Genomic DNA, 16,407 nt, shown 5'->3' on the forward strand with positions numbered 1-16,407 from the left:
AAACGTTAATCTTGTAATAGGCTTTTAGAGGCATGTTTCAGATAAAAACTGAGGAGATACTACTGGGCGGGATCACCTTTAGAATAATATACCTAAAGCTCTCATTAAGGTTAAAAAGTAAAAATAGGTTATACGCTGAATTATATAAATAGAAAAACCCCACAAATTGTGGGGTCTTTTTTCTTCCAACTTATTTATGAATTCCAACTTGCCTGATAGCAGGTTACTACTTGAATGCTACTTCTTCCATTTTCACGGTATCCCAGTTTTCCTCTATTACTTTCTGTATTTCCGGATACTGCTCATCCCCTTCGTTGTATTGGGCACGTAACGCCAGCAACTGCTCTTTCAAGTCTTGAGTAATAGCTGCATATTCTTCTTGACCATAAACATTATTCATTTCATTCGGATCTTTCGCCAGGTCATACAACTCCCAGCCTACCGGAGACTCGAAATAGTAATTGGCGCCCCACTCCTTTTTGTGGTTGTCCGGGTCGTAGTGTTTTGCGTAGAAGAAGATCAGTTTGTATTGCTTGGTCCTGATACCAAAATGGGCAGGATTGGCATGCTTATGTGCCATATGCATCCAATAACGGTAGTAGGTGGCCGTTCTCCAGTCTTCCGGTTCTTTTCCAGTAGTCAGTATGCATTCAAAAGATTTGCCATGCATCTGTTCTGGAATATTTCCTTTTGCCAATGAGATCATGGTAGGTGCAAAGTCTGTATTGTTTACCAATGCATCTGTTCGCTGTCCTGCTTTTATCATTTGCGGATAACGAACAATAAAAGGCATTCTCATCGACTCCTCGTACATCCAGCGTTTATCCTGATAATCATGTTCGCCTAGCATCATTCCTTGGTCACCAGTATAAATGATAATGGTATTGTCCAGTAAATCTTCTTTCTCCAGATAATCCATCAGTCTTTTGATATTATCATCCACACCTTTGACACAACGCAGGTAACGTTTCAAGTATTCCTGATAAGACGCCTTTGTATAGGCATCCCCTTCCAATGATTGATCAACCTTAAGATCTTTACCCATATCACGGTTGATATTTCGCTTGGAAATAGAAGAACCAATAATATGAATCAATGAATCGTTCTCTCCTCTTGTTGCAATTGAACCATGATTGCCTTGGTTATATAAACTTGTCGGCTCTGGAATTTCTACATCTTCAAGATATTTCGCATAACGAGGTGCAAACTCGAAAAAATCATGGGGAGCCTTGAAGTGATGCATCAGGAAGAATGGCTTATTCTTATCCCTTTTTTCCTTAAGCCATTCAAGCGTCAAGTCTGTAATCACATCCGATGAATGTCCTTCATAGGAAACCGTATTTTTAGGCCATTGCTTTTCTCCCCTTATCCTAAAAGACGGGTTGAAATATTTTCCCTGAACTGGTAGTACTTGATAGTAATCAAAAGCTGCTGGCTCAGCCTCCAGATGCCACTTACCAATCATGGCTGTCTGGTAACCCGCTTCCTTCATTGCCTGCGGTAAATATTGTCTTTCAGCAGGAAGTGATCCTGACAGGTCCAGTACACCATTGGCTTGGCTGTATTGCCCTGTCAATATGGTTGCTCTAGACGGTGTACAGATTGCATTGGTACAAAACACATTTTCAAACATCATTCCCTCCTTTGCCAACTTATCAATATTAGGTGTCGGGTTTAGGCTTGCTAAACGTCCTCCATAAGCACCAATTGCTTGAGAAGTATGGTCATCAGACATGATGTAAATAATATTAGGTTTCTCAAGCTCCTGTTTTAACTCACAAGAACAAGTAAACCCAATAATAGCCAATAGCATTCCGCTGAATAGCCCTCGGTTTTTCTTCAAGTATGTCATCAGTTAAAGATCATATGTCAGTATTGAAAAATGAACATATCCTTGATATATGATATGGTATCAAAATATAGGACTTTTCCTATTCTAGAACCCACCACATTTGTACTCCAAATCAGTTTACAATCGTTATTTGACAGAATTTATCCCCCATTAAACACCACTCAAGCCTCAATACCATTCAGAATTAACAACCTGTACAAATACAAGTACTTTATAAATATGCTCTCATTTTCAATTTTCTGAAATCCCCCCTCCTTTCTCTTTTTTTTATCCCTATACCAACATTGGTGACCCCTTATATTGAAATCATGCAAAATGTACTCATTCCAACTACAAAATACTGTCTGGTTGGAGCAACATCTTCATTCAATTATAACTTTAATCAATACCAATAAGCATTATGAAAAAATATTCAACTCAAGCATTTGGCTTGTTTTTTATCTTATACACCATCTGTTTTATTCAAAACGTCTCAGCTCAAACTACCGAACAGGTTCAAAATGCCAGAACTAGACTTAACATCAATGATTCTTGGACTTTTTATAGGGGCAACCTTCCTGAAACAACAGTTGCTTCTACTGAATATGATGATTCCGGTTGGGAAACAGTGCATGTACCTCATACAATGAAACTATCTTCCAATGAACTGGATAACAGTCAGGATGATGCTTCTCAACCTACTTTTCACCGATATCTAGGATGGTATAGAAAAAAGCTATCCGTTTCTTTCAAGGAGGGTCAACACGTCATGCTTGAGTTTGAAGGAGCACACCAACATACAAGACTTTGGGTAAACGGACAATATGTAGGTGCCCATAAGGTAAGTGGCTTCACTCCTTTCCATTTTGATATCACCAATTACGTTTACAAGGATGGAACAGAAAACACCATTGTACTAAGTGTGGACAACCGTCTTGATACAACTATTCCACCTGATGGAAGTATCAGGGATTACCTGCTGATGAGTGGACTGTACAGGGATGTTTATTTGGTGGTAAAAAATCCATTGCATTTGACTTTCGATTGGGAAGACCAGTTGGCGGGTGTGTTTATCACAACGCCGACAGTGGATAAAAACAATGCAACAATCTCTATCCGTTCAACTGTCCGCAATATGCAATCAAAGGATGTGAAGTGCCAGATCGTGCAACGAATTGTTGACAAAGATGGCTATGTAGTACGAAAGGTCGCATCCAGCAAGACAGTAAAAGCCAATAGCGAGTCAACCTTTATCCAAGGAACAGGCATCACTGAGAACCTGAGGCTTTGGTCAATTGATGATCCATATCTTTACAGGGTACAGACACTGGTTTATCAGGACAACCAACTGATGGATGCTATTGAAAACAAACTTGGCATCCGTAAGATTGAGTTTGTGGATGGTAAAGGACTTTTGATAAATGGTGAGAATGTTGAACTGGTAGGCGTAAACAAGCACCAGCAGTATCCATTTATTGGCGATGCGGTAGCCAACTCTTTTCACCGTAAGGATGCGGAGCAATTCAAGGATACGGGTTACAATGTAGTTAGACTGGCACATTATCCGCATGACAATGCCTTTATAGACACTTGCGATGAATTGGGTATCCTACTGATGGAAGAAGCACCTACATGGCTTAATTTTAAAGAAGGTGAATGGTTTGATAATTTGGAAGAATCTACCCGAATCATGATCCGTAACCACCGCAACCACCCTTCTATCTTTTTGTGGAGTGCAGGCATTAACCATAGAGGTCCTGTAGAAAGTCTTCAATTTATCTGTAAGGAAGAAGACCCGACACGTATGACGGGCTCAAACGGGGCTCCTTGGAATTCACCTGTTCACTCTGGCGTGGCTGATATCTACACCCCTATGGACTATCAGAATATGCCGATCACAGAAGATGATTTCTCTTTCCTTTGTGAACATGGAAGCTCACCTGAAGCATACCTAAACCAATTCGAGGTTTCAAAATCGAGAGGTTCAGCTAACCGTTTTGGTGTGGCCTTGTGGACTGCCCATGATTACTTCTCATTCAAGAAAAATTGGGGTATGAGATTAGATCGTCCTTACTCCATCTATCGTGTTCCAAACCCAGTCAACTTCTGGTACAAATCAGAAATGACGGAAATACCGATGGTCTATATCACAGATCAAAGAGCCGGTGATGACCACACCATTCATGTATTCAGCAACTGCGATGAAGTGGCTCTCTACAATAACGGGAAACTAGTGGCTCGCCAAAAGCCAGATACAGACCCAACCCGAATCAATTGTCTTCACCCTTCCTATACTTTCATGCTGAGCGAAACGAAAGGCGATCTGGTAGCGAAAGGATTTATCAGAGGAAAAGAAGTAACAGATTACACGCTCAACAAAGCAGGGAAAGCCTATCAGATCAAGCTTGAAATTGAAGAGCAAGGTACAGATATGGAAGCCAGTGGCGCTGACATGAGAATGGTCAGAGCCTATATTCTTGATAAGAATGGTAATCATGTCACTACCGATTCAACTTTTGTAACGTTTGAAATCAAGGGTAACGCCGCCGAACTGATTGGTGGTGCTGAAATTGGAGCCAACCCAAACAAAGCTTATTACGGTACTGCATCCATCATTGTCCGCTCTACATTGAAGGACGGAACGTATAAAATTACAGCAAAAGCAGTTGGATTGAAGTCTGATAGTGTGGAAGGAAAAGTAATCCCTTATTATTCCAATGTGAGGTTAAATACTATTTCAGCGGTAATGGACTACCCAATGGTTAAAGTTGATTTGGGTAATGAAGAGCAGTTACTTCAATTTGAATGGGAGCGCTGGAGTGGTAACAAGTCATCTACCTATTCCTTAAAGGATTTTGGAGAAGCGATGATGTCCATTGAAGCAAGCAAACCATTGGAGTGGACTTCAGGACATGGACTTTTGGGCAACCAACCATATGTTGCCATGGATGGTGTCATCGCCGAAAAAGATGATCAATTGATTCTAACACTTGAAAATTTGCCTGCTGGAGAGTATATGCTGAAAACTTACCATCACTCCATGAAGCAATTGGCGGTCGTAAAAGGAACCACCATTTTGGAGAAGCAACTCAACACCTATCAACTATATGTAAATGATCGCAGAGGTAAAAGGTTGGCAGTTCCTGCTGTAGAACCAACAAGCAGTAATAAGCTTGGTAACCTATACCCATCAAGTGCAAATATGCAAATCTACAGTGATGGTACTTCTCCAATTAAAGTTGTGATTGAGAATTATGAAAAAGACATACCGATTATCCTCAACGGTATTGAATTAAGAATGGTCAAAAAAGAGTTGACTTATCAAAAATCCGATTCATAAGATTACCCCTTTTACTCCTATGCACTCACTTTGGGTGTATAGGAGTTACTACATCGACCTTTTCCTTGAACAGTTAGAGTTTTAAACCATACTTTTCCTGAAGCAACTTAAGTGTGTAGCTTTTAGCATTAATAATTTTCCCATCTTTGATTCCCATCTTCAGTTCGTTAATCAGAACCCAAATACCGGAGTCTCTTGATACGCCAACTTTATTCACTACTTTAATTGCCTGTTCTTTGGACAACCCCAATTCTGTCATCCGCTTATAAAGCCTGTAATGTTTTTCCGATTCAAAAGTAAAATCATCCGACTTAATAGGGGATGCTTTATCAATATCTGCTAAGGTAAGTTGTCTTGGCTTATTCTCAACTGGAGGTGTTGTCTTCTTTTCTGTAGCAGTCACTTTCTCCATCGGCTGTTTTTCGCTCATTTGAAAACGAACTGCCGTTACTCTTCTAAGCTTCTTTTCAGCAATTTCCCAACTTACATCTATATCTGTTTTTTCAGTAATCTCAGTACAAGCCTTATCCAATACGTTTTGTCTGAATCTACCAAAGTGCTGATAGGTTTTGGTACCTGTAAGACCAAGAATCTCTTTTAGTTCATCTAATCGAAACTCTCTATGAGAATAATGACCAACCCCTTGTACTAGCAATTCATAAATCTTAATAGCATGACCACTTTTCAAGTCAGAAATATTACGGTAAAGGTAGGATGTGAAGTTTTTCTTTAAGTCCGTAATATGTGACATTATACGTTGGTTAAACTCGAATGTGAGTTCTCCTTTATTATTGTCTGCCACGATTTCTGCAAAAACAGGTACATAATGTCCCAGAACAACTTCTCCTTCGCTGTCCTCTTCCTCAAATGCTACCATAGCTGAAGCTACAGCCTTGCAAGCTTTTCGTAGGTCTCTGTATTGACTTGATCGTAACTTCTGTTGTCCAAAGAAATCCTGAAACTCAATCTGTAAAGGTTTAGATGGGTTTTCTCCATCCAGCTCAGTAATGGCGAATAAAATTAGCTTCTGCTCCATAGCTGAGAGTGAAACTTTTTCTTTTGCATTGATAAGGGCATTACTTTTTCTAACCCTTCTATTAGGCTTTGTGATTACGTAATTCATATTATAATTTTCAAAAAGGGCTTAGTAACCATTTTAGTACAGTGGACAACCAATAAAGTACATTAAAACGACCATTTTAGTACTTAACAACAACCATTATGATACTGTTGAACAACCAAAAAGGTACTTAACAACAACCATTTTAGTACACGAAACAGTCATAAATAGCATATTATCAATCAATTACAGACTCTATAAAGAAATAAAGAATAATAAAGAAACAACTCTCATAAAGACAACCATAGATTTAGAAAGAGAGATTTTGAGGAAATATATCCTTATAAAATTATATTTTCTCTTCTAAAGGTTAAAAGATTATACAACCAATAAAGTACAGTGCATATTTCTAATAAAATTCTCTATTGTCAACAACCTTTTTGGTACTTATAAATCAAAGTAAAACTGGAAACAACCAATAAAGTACAGTATCAATTAATTACTATTTATCTAGCTTATTATCCCTAATAAGGGGTTACACCTTTCCCGATTGGGACAATTTGACCCGAACGGAAGATACTGTATCAAAAAGGTTGTCCGGATTTTTTACGAACCAAACTTTCCTTTAGACTCCGCTCAAGCCTTTTCCCGATTGGGACAATTTGACCCGAACGTAAAGTGCTGTATCAAAAAGGTTGTCCAGTTTTTTTACGAACCAAACTTTCCTTTAGACTCCGCTCAAACCTTTTCTCGATTGGGACAATTTGACCCGAACGGAAGGTACTGTATCGAAAAGGTTGTCCAGTTTTTTTACGAACCAAACTTTCCTTTAGACTCCGCTCAAGCCTTTTCCCGATTGGGACAATTTGACCCGAACGGAAGATACTGTATCGAAAAGGTTATCCAGATTTTTTACGAGCTAGACATTCTTTTAGACTCCGCTCAAACCTTTTCCCGATTGGGACAATTTGACCCGAACGTAAGGTACTGTATCAAAAAGGTTGTCCAGTTTTTTTACGAGCTAAACCTTTCTTTAGACTACACTCAAGATCTTTTCCCGATTGGGACAATTTGACCCGAACGGAAGGTACTGTATCAAAAAGGTTGTCCAGTTTTTTTACGAACCAAACTTTCCTTTAGACTCCGCTCAAGCCTTTTCCCGATTGGGACAATTTGACCCGAACGTAAGGTACTGTATCAAAAAGGTTGTCCAGTTTTTTTACGAGCTAAACCTTTCTTTAGACTCCGCTCAAACCTTTTCTCGATTGGGATAATTTGACCCGAACGTAAGGTACTGTATCAAAAAGGTTGTCCAGATTTTTTACGAACCAAACTTTCCTTTAGACTACACTCAAGATCTTTTCCCGATTGGGACAATTTGACCCGAACGTAGAGGTATTGTATTAAAAAGGTTGTCCAGTTTTTTTACGAACAAACTTTCCTTTAGACTACACTCAAGATCTTTTTCCGATTGGGACAATTTGACCCGAACGTAAGGTACTGTATCAAAAAGGTTGTCCAGTTTTTTTACGAACTAAACTTTCCTTTAGGCTACACTCAAGATCTTTTCTCGATTGGGACAATTTGACCCGAACGTAAGGTACTGTATCAAAAAGGTTGTATTGTAATTTAAATTGGAGGGAACCTTTTTCTCGATTGGGACAATTTGACCCAATCGAGAGGTTTTATCCTTTACCTAAAAGTGCTTTAGTCTCTTCAAGGATTTGCTCTAGAGCTTTTAATGCTTGAATATCTCTTTTGTTGTACAATAAATCGGTTTGCTTACACGCTTTTTGGTACAATTGTTTTAGTTCTTCTTGCTCAGAAATAATGGTGTCATGGGCTACAGTAACATTGGATTGATCTGCTTTAGACCAATTTTCATGGACAGGCAATTTTCCATTTGTTAGTAGTTCTTTAGCAAGTTGTTGTTGAGCATCCGCTTCTTTTTGTTTGCCTAGTTGTTGAATGTCTGCTTTTCTGACTTTGCGTTCTCCAGACAGAATTTCTTTTCGGGCTGCTTGGTCAACAGATCCGATAGCTTCTAAACCTGAAGCAAATTCAGCATCTCTACGAATTGTTTTTTCAGAAACATTGTATTGTTTAGCAACCTTTTCACTTGTGCGTTCACCTTTTCCAGCTTCATCTGTAGCTTGCTTGAAAGCCTTTTGCTTTTCTCTATTGTAGTAGAGACCTCTCAAGTAACTTTTTTGTTGTTCTGTTAGGTTTCTTCTACCCAGTTGTATGTCTATCATATAGTCCTTGACAGCTTCTATATTTTCAAAGGACTTGATACGGATATTAAAATCAGCTCCAATTTCCTGACATACACCAAATCGGTTGTGACCATCTACCAAGATATATTCAGTGCCAGCTTCATGACGATGTTCCCATAAGAGTAATGGTTCTTTACATCCTTCAGCAGCAATGCTTTCTTTGAGTAGTTCACGCTCTTCCTGTGTTGGTGTTGGAATAAAACCTTTTAGTTCCTCCAACACAGTAATGTTCTTTTTTATCTCTTCGTCTAGATTAATTTTCTTCCCTCCAAGTGACATACCTGGCATAGCAATCTTCTTCTTCATTTCTGTTAAGTATTAATCTTGATCGTTTAAAATCCTGCAAATTCAGTAATAAAGTCCTGATAATCTACGGCACCTTTACTTGATGGCGCATAGTCAAAGATGGACTGTTGAGCGGATTGGGCTTCTGATACAGCGATGTTCTGGTTGATGACACTATTGAAAACAGGGACACCTCCAGATAATTCAGCTCTTACAAAATCCATGTTCTGAGTGTGGAGGCTGGTATTTTGTTTTACCACTGTAAATAGGACTCCTTTAACTCTCAGCTTGCTGTTGATTTTGACTTTTACTTCCTCGATTCTATCCAGCAATTTTCCTAGTCCTTTGATACCTGATACTTCTGGTACAAGGCAAATAACACAACTGTCAGCTGCAACAAGAGCCGAGTTTGTAATAATATTCAAGGCAGGAGGGCAGTCTATCAAAATATAGTCATACTCATTTCTAAGTGGGTCCAATAATAAATTTAGCTTATTAAAACCACCTATTTCCTGCATCAATACGATATCTGCTTCAGCTAAAGAAAGGTCTGCTGGTACTATATCTAGGTTATCAGTAACAGGAACAATCGGAAGAGGTATTTGCTTTTCTAGCAAAGCATCACCTGCTGAAACTTCAGGATCATCGTAGCCTGCAATTTGAGATAGGTTACCTTGAGCATCCATATCGACCATCAATACTTTTAATCCTCGCATCGCAAGACCTTTTGCAGCATTGATAACAGTGGTGGTTTTGGCAACACCTCCTTTGTGATTGGCAAATGCAATTACTTCTGCTTTTGCTCCTTCCAAGAAGCCATAACCTTTAAGGACAGGCACTAGCTTTTCCATATGTTTAAGAGAAAGTTCTCTTTCGCCTCTGGAAACTTTTCCTAAAGTCCCTTTTGGTAATCCAGCTTCTAGCTCTACACCTGAAAAGGATAATCCAGGTTTAGATTTCAAAAAATTGACAATGTCGGTCTTATTCATCTGTTTGTTATTTTGGTCCTATAAAAAGGACTGTTTTTTATTTCGGTCCTAAAAATGAGACAAAATATTAGAACAGACAAATAAGAAGATATTTATTTTTTATAGCAGTTATTAAGTATTGAATAAAGTGTACTATAAGGAATGCTGAAGAGGGTTTTTGTATAAAAGGGGAGGATACCAATTTGAAAATTGGAGAGTTCATAAAATATGAGTGAATTACTACCTATTGATTTTGATTAGGATCTGAATCATTTTGACCTACTGCTGCATCAGAATGACCGACATAATAATAGAGAAGAAATAGAAAGTATATAAGATAGAAAGGCTTATGCTTTTTTATTGAGAATAAAAAAGAGGAGATATCCCCTCTTATTGATTGTCTGTATCTGGTTTGATCTTGCCAGCTTTTAAGTCTTTCTCAAACTTCTCTAGTAGAAATATCAAGAAATCACTTGCATTTGATTTAGTTCGTTTTGCTAATACATATTCAAATTGCATTTCAGCAAATTTTTTCTGAGCCTCTTTGGTAATGGAAATTGAGGTAGTTTGTTTTTTTTCTTTAGTCATGATTCAATTTATTTAGAATCATTCTTTATTTGCTTTGACGTAAAGCTTTTTAGTTTAGAAAAATTGTCAAAAAGCAAAAAGCATGATACTTTTGATTATCCTTTAATATAAAGCAAAATTAAAGAATGTAATTAAAAAAGCCCACTTAAGGTGTTTCCATCGCCAAACAGATCACCTTAAAGGGCTTCAGTAAGAAACAAAATTAATTGAATCTATGAGCGCAAACATACTTGAATTGCGTGCAAAAGTCAATGCGTCCGGTAAGTTGACCGGAAATGCCAAGCGACTTTTTGCCTACCTGTCTGCTGTCCAGAAAGAAAAGACAGCCCTTCTCAATATGAATTTTACCAACAGCCAGCTGGCTGAAAAGTTGGTGATTAGTATATCCACTGTACAGCGAGCCATCCGTGAGCTGGTTCGTTTTGGTGTACTTGCCATCGAAAACCCCAAAAGCTGGAGACGCAAGATCACCATCCGGGTAGGTGAGGTGATTGAGCAGCTGAAGCAGACGCTTTCTCCGCAAAAAGAAAAAAGCAATCCCAGTGACAATCCAGAGCAAATTTCTTCAGGTCTAGAGACACTTTCAGAAGAGGAGATCATTCATAGCTCACCTGAGCTGGTTCCGGAACACTTGAGAAAAGCCAAGCTGGAGCAGGCTGTTCACTTGCTTTTCGATCGCTACCTCTCCCTAGTCAGTGCAGAAAAACCTTTCAAGGACGCTGTGCATAGCAAGCGATTTGTCAGCAAGGCAAAAGCCATGCTGCAAGAAAGGTGTAAGGGCAAACCTAACCTTATCAAGCAAGTGCTTTTACGTACCCTTAAGGCGGGTAGCCCTATCCTGCTTTTTAGCTAATCTATTCTGGAAAAGAAAAGTTGACTACCGCTCTTTGCCCTTTGGCAAGGAGGGATCGATACGCTATTGCCTCAACTTTTCATAACACTGTTTAAACTGATGCGAAATATTCTCAATCACCGCATTTGTCAGCAGGCAGACCGCCTGCTGATGGATAAACCCTATATAGATACTTACAAGGAACTGTACATTGCAGGCCTTGTCGGCAGGTACCTATTCCCACTGGCCAGTATTGCCACAGGTTGCTACTTTCTGGCTGATGCCCTATCCTCCAGCCTGCCCTTCTGGCTTTCTTTATGTATGGCCATCAGTCTTGTCACGCTTTGGGAACTGGCCAAGGCAACCCTGTTGCAACAACTTACCCTGCGTTACCTGAAAGGCGGTACAGTCACCACCCTTCTTGTGCTAGCCTTGCTGTTTTCGGTAGGCTCTATCACAGTCAGCTATTTCGGCGCCAAGGCCCTGCACGCAAGACTTGATACCAAGGGGCAAGTCTTGGAGAGCAGTTTTGCACAAGACTTGGACAGCACAAGGCAACACTTTGAGGGAAGAGTTGCAAGTCTTGAGGCAAGTATTGCCGCACTCAACAGTCACAAGGCCAAACGCTGGGGTGGATTGCTTTCAGCAAGTGAAAACCGTCAGATCGGGGAGTACCTCAAGCAGGTCTCGGAACTGGAAAAAGAGAAAACCCAAGTCTTGTCGGCACTTGCCGCAAGGCAAAAAGCAGCAAGTCTTGAGCTGCATGCAAGTAGCCAATTCAACAGTTGGGTGGTCGGACTGGTTTCAGTCCTGTTGGACCTATTGATTATTGCCTGCAACAGCTGGAGCATCTTCTATCTGTATAGGGTAGGAGAGGAAGCAATACAACAACGTACAGACGGAAAAGAAACCAGACAGGTCAGACTGGAGGAGAGAGCAGAGGACAGGCTTTACCCCCGGCAGACCGTGATTGGTTTTACAACCGGAGAACCCCGGCTGTCCAGCAGCAAATTGGACCGACTCCGAAAGCTCTGGTATCAGGAGCAGGTCCACGATACCCGTGAACTCTCCCAGCTGCTGAAGGTGAACTTCACCCAGCTCAAGCGTATGAAGCAGCAGGCAGGTATAGCCTCCTAATACTTAATGGTCGGCAGGTTGGGTTGTTTGACCACCTGCTGATGTTTTACCCCTAAACTTTTTATTTATCATGGAAATCGATTTTTTAAAACAGAATGTGGCCCTGGTCCAAAAAACAATCCGGAGCATTGATGAAAGCTACAACCTTCCCTGGGATATTCTGGCAGAACTTACCCAAAATGCCGTAGACGCGATCCGTCAGAGGGGAACAGGGCAAGGTAAAATTCATTTGGAAATTGATGCCTACAACAAGCAGATTTCGATAGAGGATAATGGCTGTGGCATCAGTTCAAGCCGGCTGCCTTACCTGCTGGCACCTTTCTCAACAGACAAGGAATGGGATTGGGAGACGGTGGGAGAAAAAGGGGTAGGTTTGACCTATGTCATATTTTCCTGTTTTCGATTCTTTATTGTCAGCGGTGATGGAGAGACTTCCTCCTCAGGCATTGTCCGTTGGGGAAATAACTGGAAACGTACCAGAGAGGAAGAGTTTGTCAAGGTGGAGCATGAGCAAGTCGATGATATTAGGAGGGGCACATATATCAGCCTTACCGGGGTAGAGAAGGAGACGATCTTTGATTTTAGCTTCGAGGAGCTAAAGTTCTTGCTCAGGACGCGAACTGCCCTTGGAAATACGGCCAGGCTTTTTGGCCGTGACCTCAATATTAAGGTCGACTTCACCTATTTTGATAAAAGGGGAATAAAGCAAGAAGAGCGGTTGCCTTTCCGTTACCTGCTGCCCACCGAAGGAATGGAACATATGCTTGTGGACATGGATGAGTACCTGCGTTTCCTTCAGAGAGGGGATCGATCCGATATGGAGAAGCGCATTAAAATACAGGGCAAGATCATTGTCAGGAAAGGAGCCCTGTCCCATAGGGGACGATCGGTCAAGTACTGGAGTTGTGTCGTACCGATGCGCAGCGTATGGGAGAAGCTCTCCAACCAGCATGGACTTAAACAGGAGAAATCTGATGGGCAGGAAACGAAGTGGAACTGCCAGTTTGGCTCCGGGATCCAGCTTGCGACAAAGGGCATGCCCACCAGCATTGATATCAGTCATCCGGTTTCGGGAAAGGACCTGTACTGGGGACAGACCTTTATGCTGTTTGAGGATGGAGAGCTTCGCTTTGATATCGGCAGAAAATCCCTGAGTGATATTAACCCTGATGTGTTTAAATCCTTGGCCTCAAAACTCTTCAACGATTTTGCAAAAGTATTCAAGCATATGCCCCATATGGATAACATTGAAGAAAAGGCCGAGTGGTCCCGCAATCAGGTCTTTAGGGAAATAGCCGCCTTTCCAGACCTTTCAAATCCCCATTCCCGTTTTCTGAAAGAGCCAGTCAATCAGGAAGGAACATTGGTGGGACTGTTCTTTGAAGCGATAGGCAGTGGACTGATCAAAAACATCGCCCCCTTGATGTCAGGCTACCGGAGTCGTTATGATCTGTATGCACTCAAGGACAGGCATCAGGTAGTGGTAGAGTTCAAGCCGGTTTTGCGCAGAATCCTCAAGGATTTTGACAATGACAAGAAGATGTTTGATGAGCTGGATGTGATTGTCTGTTGGGAGGTGGAGAAGGCGGATTACAGCAGCCTTAAGCGAAAGGGGATTAGCCTGGAGAGGATAGACCACGAACGGTTTGGCAAGCAGCCGCTATCCTTTGAACAGGCCACCCATATGCTGCTTATTGCCTATGTGGATCCGGTCTATGTAATAGAGATGAAACAGGTGTTGAACTTGTAGAATTGGAAAGCCTTATTCCCTTTTGGAGTAGGGCTTTTTTGGTATGGAAAATATTTGGGTACAATACTTATTGAAAGGTTTAAAATGTAACTATTCTAAGTTGCTTGTAATAAATGTGATGTATTTTATTTTCGTGCTTTAAAGATATAATATGCTCACTATTAATATATTGTGAGTTTTTTAAATAATGTTAATTAATATATGATGAATAAATATGTTTTGTAATTATGTGATAATTCTAATGTGGTTTGATTATTAAATCAAGCTATGTGCAGGGTGGTAATTGGAATTTTTTTAATATGAATTATGCAAGAAATGAAACGTAATGAAAGAGTAAGTACAAGGATTGAACTGGGAGCAAAAGGAAGTGAGGGCTGTGAATTTCTGAGAAATCAGAAATTAGCGAGCAGAGACATAACAGTCGTGCCTTAAGTGTTCCGTATGATCGCCCTACGGGGTTTTTAATATAAAATGTATACATGGCTGTATACACATATAGCTTAAGTGCCATTAGAAGAGGTTTTATCATATACAATTAATGCATACATGTCTAAAGAATACACAACCGTACGGTTAAGGTTAGCAACAAAGCAGCAGCTTGAAAAAGTAGCAAAAGGTCGTTCGATGGAAGAAACCATCAAAATGATCTGTGAGTATTTTAACTCGACTGGCATAGATCCATCAGCTCCTCAGGATAGTGACCTGCAGGCAGTTGCTAAGAAGCTTAGCAAGGAAAATGGAAGGGTTATCAGCTTTATCCGGGAACAGGAGAATAAGAGGTGGATCCCTGCATTGGATAACCTGAATCTCTTGGTTTCGGAGTTGAGTCAATACAGGAATATTCCGGGACAGTTAGCTGGTGTACAAAACAATATGGCAAAGCTGAATAACCTATTGAATAATGTAGGAAGGGTGCTGCAACAAAACCAGAAGAGTTATAGGGAAAATACCCATATGCTGGTCACAGAACAGGAACGGCAAATGATTAGAAAAGAAGCAGCGACAAAGCTTGCGGAGAGGGTGAATAGACTTGAGATAACCATTGGGTCAGATGAGGAACTCAAGGTACATTTTGGGGGAATAGATAAGGACAAGGTGCTAAAAGAACTGTCTCATTTTAAAAGAATTTTACACGAATATGGTAGCTGAGATCACTAATAGTCCGAAAGGAGGAAATACTGATAGCTCGGAGTTGGCAGTGCGGTATTTAGAGAAAGAGAATGAAGGCAAGCACCCTAGTGACATGGAGTTTTTCTTTACCCATGACCGGGATAAGGTCACACCTTCAGAAGTGATCCGTATGCTAGATGCTAACAGAGGAGGTATTCGGAAAGACTATGCTAAATTCTTTAACCTGACAATAGCCCCTTCCCAACAAGAGTTGAGTCATTTTGGTAGCGATAAGGAGAAATTGCGTGGATATGTACGCAACGTGATGGAAATCTATGCAGATAACTTTGGGAAAGGACTTACCAGCAAAGACATTGTATGGTATGCCAAGATAGAGCGGCAGCGTAAGTATAAAGGGACAGATAAGGAGGTACAGGATGGTAATGTAAAAAGGGGAACGCTTAAGCCAGGTGATCAGACACATGTGCACATCTTGATCCGCAGGAAGGGAGCAGACAAGAAAACCCATCTATCTCCATTGACTAATCATCGTAGTACGAAGGAAGGAGTGGTTATGGGAGGTTTTGACCGTAGTCAGTTCAAACAGCGATGCGAAGAGCAGTTTGACAAGCAGTTTGGCTACAATCGGTCAGTAACAGAGCATTATGCCTACGCGAAAGCCATGAAAAGTGACAATCAGGAAGAGCGGTTGGCATGGAAAAGAAAGGAGCATGGGCTTGATAAGAGCTTTAAAATAAAGGATCAGTTTATGGGAATAACGCTGAAACAGCAGGAGAAAGAGTGCTTGCAGAGAGGAGAGGCAGTTGCGCTCAAGGGGTTAGTTACCACTAAGGGCTATCAGGTTGATGCCATTGTGCAACTAGATTTGGAAACAGGTAAGTTTAAATTATCCTCCATGAAGCGTTCGAGACAGAATGAAGGAGCTGATCTGTTACCAAATGAAGCTGCTGAGGTTAAGAATCAGTTTAATACGGAGCTTGATACCCTTAACAATATTTTATCAGTAGATACTCCGAATTTTCTATTTGAAATAGGAGGAACTGTGAATGAGGGACGTACAGTTTATGATTATGAAGAGGAGGAGGATGAAGAAATGAAACGTAGGAGAAAAAAGGAAAAGCAAAAGAGTATGTTTTATTCGTAATTAGCAGATGTATCTTTATTTATAAGCGGAGTCAATTTCTTATGTATTGACTCCGCCTTACTTTC

General features: G+C 40.5%; 12 protein-coding genes. 7 read left to right on the top strand and 5 right to left on the bottom strand.

Translation table 11 applies throughout. The annotated features are described in order from the left end of the window. Positions 1–226 precede the first annotated feature (226 nt). A complete protein-coding gene (locus V6R21_RS00880) occupies positions 227–1,852 on the bottom strand; it encodes a sulfatase family protein (RefSeq protein WP_334240020.1) in 1,626 nt (541 codons plus the stop codon). A 400-nt stretch (positions 1,853–2,252) separates the two neighbouring features. On the opposite strand from V6R21_RS00880, the gene V6R21_RS00885 reads away from it, so the two are divergent. Continuing rightward, a complete protein-coding gene (locus V6R21_RS00885; protein ID WP_334240022.1) occupies positions 2,253–5,171 on the top strand; it encodes a glycoside hydrolase family 2 protein in 2,919 nt (972 codons plus the stop codon). Between the two features lie 73 nt (positions 5,172–5,244). Here the strand turns inward: V6R21_RS00885 and V6R21_RS00890 are convergent, their stop codons facing one another. After that, positions 5,245–6,294 (bottom strand): replication initiation protein, encoded by a 1,050-nt coding sequence (locus V6R21_RS00890; protein WP_334240024.1) that lies wholly within the window; start codon positions 6,292–6,294, stop codon positions 5,245–5,247. A gap of 487 nt (positions 6,295–6,781) precedes the next feature. On the opposite strand from V6R21_RS00890, the gene V6R21_RS00895 reads away from it, so the two are divergent. Then, on the top strand, positions 6,782–7,306 hold the full coding sequence (locus V6R21_RS00895) for a C40 family peptidase (protein WP_334240026.1): 525 nt from the start codon (positions 6,782–6,784) through the stop codon (positions 7,304–7,306). 610 nt (positions 7,307–7,916) lie between these two features. Here V6R21_RS00895 and V6R21_RS00900 read toward each other — a convergent pair. The 3 genes from V6R21_RS00900 to V6R21_RS00910 form a co-directional block, all read right to left on the bottom strand. Beyond that, the gene (locus V6R21_RS00900) at positions 7,917–8,813 is read right to left on the bottom strand and encodes a ParB N-terminal domain-containing protein (protein ID WP_334240028.1); all 897 of its coding nucleotides are present in this window, start codon (positions 8,811–8,813) and stop codon (positions 7,917–7,919) included. A 26-nt stretch (positions 8,814–8,839) separates the two neighbouring features. Further along, positions 8,840–9,781, bottom strand: coding sequence for a ParA family protein (locus V6R21_RS00905; RefSeq protein ID WP_334240029.1), 942 nt, complete (start codon positions 9,779–9,781; stop codon positions 8,840–8,842). A 369-nt stretch (positions 9,782–10,150) separates the two neighbouring features. Continuing rightward, positions 10,151–10,348, bottom strand: a complete 198-nt coding sequence (locus V6R21_RS00910; RefSeq protein WP_334240031.1) for a hypothetical protein — start codon at positions 10,346–10,348, stop codon at positions 10,151–10,153. Positions 10,349–10,562: 214 nt separating this feature from the next. Here V6R21_RS00910 and V6R21_RS00915 point away from each other — a divergent pair, with 214 nt between their 5' ends. The 5 genes from V6R21_RS00915 to V6R21_RS00935 all read left to right on the top strand — a co-directional run bounded on the left by V6R21_RS00915 (position 10,563) and on the right by V6R21_RS00935 (position 16,342). After that, positions 10,563–11,201 carry a helix-turn-helix domain-containing protein gene (locus V6R21_RS00915; protein WP_334240032.1) on the top strand — a complete coding sequence of 213 codons (639 nt, stop codon included), beginning with the start codon at positions 10,563–10,565 and terminating at the stop codon, positions 11,199–11,201. A gap of 99 nt (positions 11,202–11,300) precedes the next feature. After that, positions 11,301–12,317: a hypothetical protein gene (locus tag V6R21_RS00920; RefSeq protein ID WP_334240034.1), complete on the top strand. Its 1,017-nt coding sequence runs from the start codon at positions 11,301–11,303 to the stop codon at positions 12,315–12,317. A 70-nt stretch (positions 12,318–12,387) separates the two neighbouring features. Beyond that, positions 12,388–14,067: an ATP-binding protein gene (locus tag V6R21_RS00925; protein ID WP_334240036.1), complete on the top strand. Its 1,680-nt coding sequence runs from the start codon at positions 12,388–12,390 to the stop codon at positions 14,065–14,067. A 546-nt stretch (positions 14,068–14,613) separates the two neighbouring features. Continuing rightward, positions 14,614–15,216 carry a BfmA/BtgA family mobilization protein gene (locus V6R21_RS00930; protein WP_334240038.1) on the top strand — a complete coding sequence of 201 codons (603 nt, stop codon included), beginning with the start codon at positions 14,614–14,616 and terminating at the stop codon, positions 15,214–15,216. After that, positions 15,206–16,342, top strand: coding sequence for a DUF5712 family protein (locus V6R21_RS00935; RefSeq protein ID WP_334240040.1), 1,137 nt, complete (start codon positions 15,206–15,208; stop codon positions 16,340–16,342). The genes V6R21_RS00930 and V6R21_RS00935 overlap by 11 nt, the downstream gene beginning before the upstream one ends. The last annotated feature ends 65 nt before the right edge of the window (positions 16,343–16,407 follow it).

The sequence above is a fragment of the Limibacter armeniacum genome (assembly GCF_036880985.1).
GTDB lineage: Bacteria > Bacteroidota > Bacteroidia > Cytophagales > Flammeovirgaceae > Limibacter > Limibacter armeniacum.

What these genes read in the sequence shown, in the direction of transcription:
- V6R21_RS00900 (WP_334240028.1), bottom strand. Translation starts at nt 8,813, where the DNA reads ATGAAGAAGAAGATTGCTATGCCAGGTATGTCACTTGGAGGGAAGAAA.
- V6R21_RS00885 (WP_334240022.1), top strand. Translation starts at nt 2,253, where the DNA reads ATGAAAAAATATTCAACTCAAGCATTTGGCTTGTTTTTTATCTTATAC.
- V6R21_RS00935 (WP_334240040.1), top strand. Translation starts at nt 15,206, where the DNA reads ATGGTAGCTGAGATCACTAATAGTCCGAAAGGAGGAAATACTGATAGC.
- V6R21_RS00910 (WP_334240031.1), bottom strand. Translation starts at nt 10,348, where the DNA reads ATGACTAAAGAAAAAAAACAAACTACCTCAATTTCCATTACCAAAGAG.
- V6R21_RS00905 (WP_334240029.1), bottom strand. Translation starts at nt 9,781, where the DNA reads ATGAATAAGACCGACATTGTCAATTTTTTGAAATCTAAACCTGGATTA.
- V6R21_RS00930 (WP_334240038.1), top strand. Translation starts at nt 14,614, where the DNA reads ATGTCTAAAGAATACACAACCGTACGGTTAAGGTTAGCAACAAAGCAG.
- V6R21_RS00915 (WP_334240032.1), top strand. Translation starts at nt 10,563, where the DNA reads ATGAGCGCAAACATACTTGAATTGCGTGCAAAAGTCAATGCGTCCGGT.
- V6R21_RS00890 (WP_334240024.1), bottom strand. Translation starts at nt 6,294, where the DNA reads ATGAATTACGTAATCACAAAGCCTAATAGAAGGGTTAGAAAAAGTAAT.
- V6R21_RS00925 (WP_334240036.1), top strand. Translation starts at nt 12,388, where the DNA reads ATGGAAATCGATTTTTTAAAACAGAATGTGGCCCTGGTCCAAAAAACA.
- V6R21_RS00880 (WP_334240020.1), bottom strand. Translation starts at nt 1,852, where the DNA reads ATGACATACTTGAAGAAAAACCGAGGGCTATTCAGCGGAATGCTATTG.
- V6R21_RS00920 (WP_334240034.1), top strand. Translation starts at nt 11,301, where the DNA reads ATGCGAAATATTCTCAATCACCGCATTTGTCAGCAGGCAGACCGCCTG.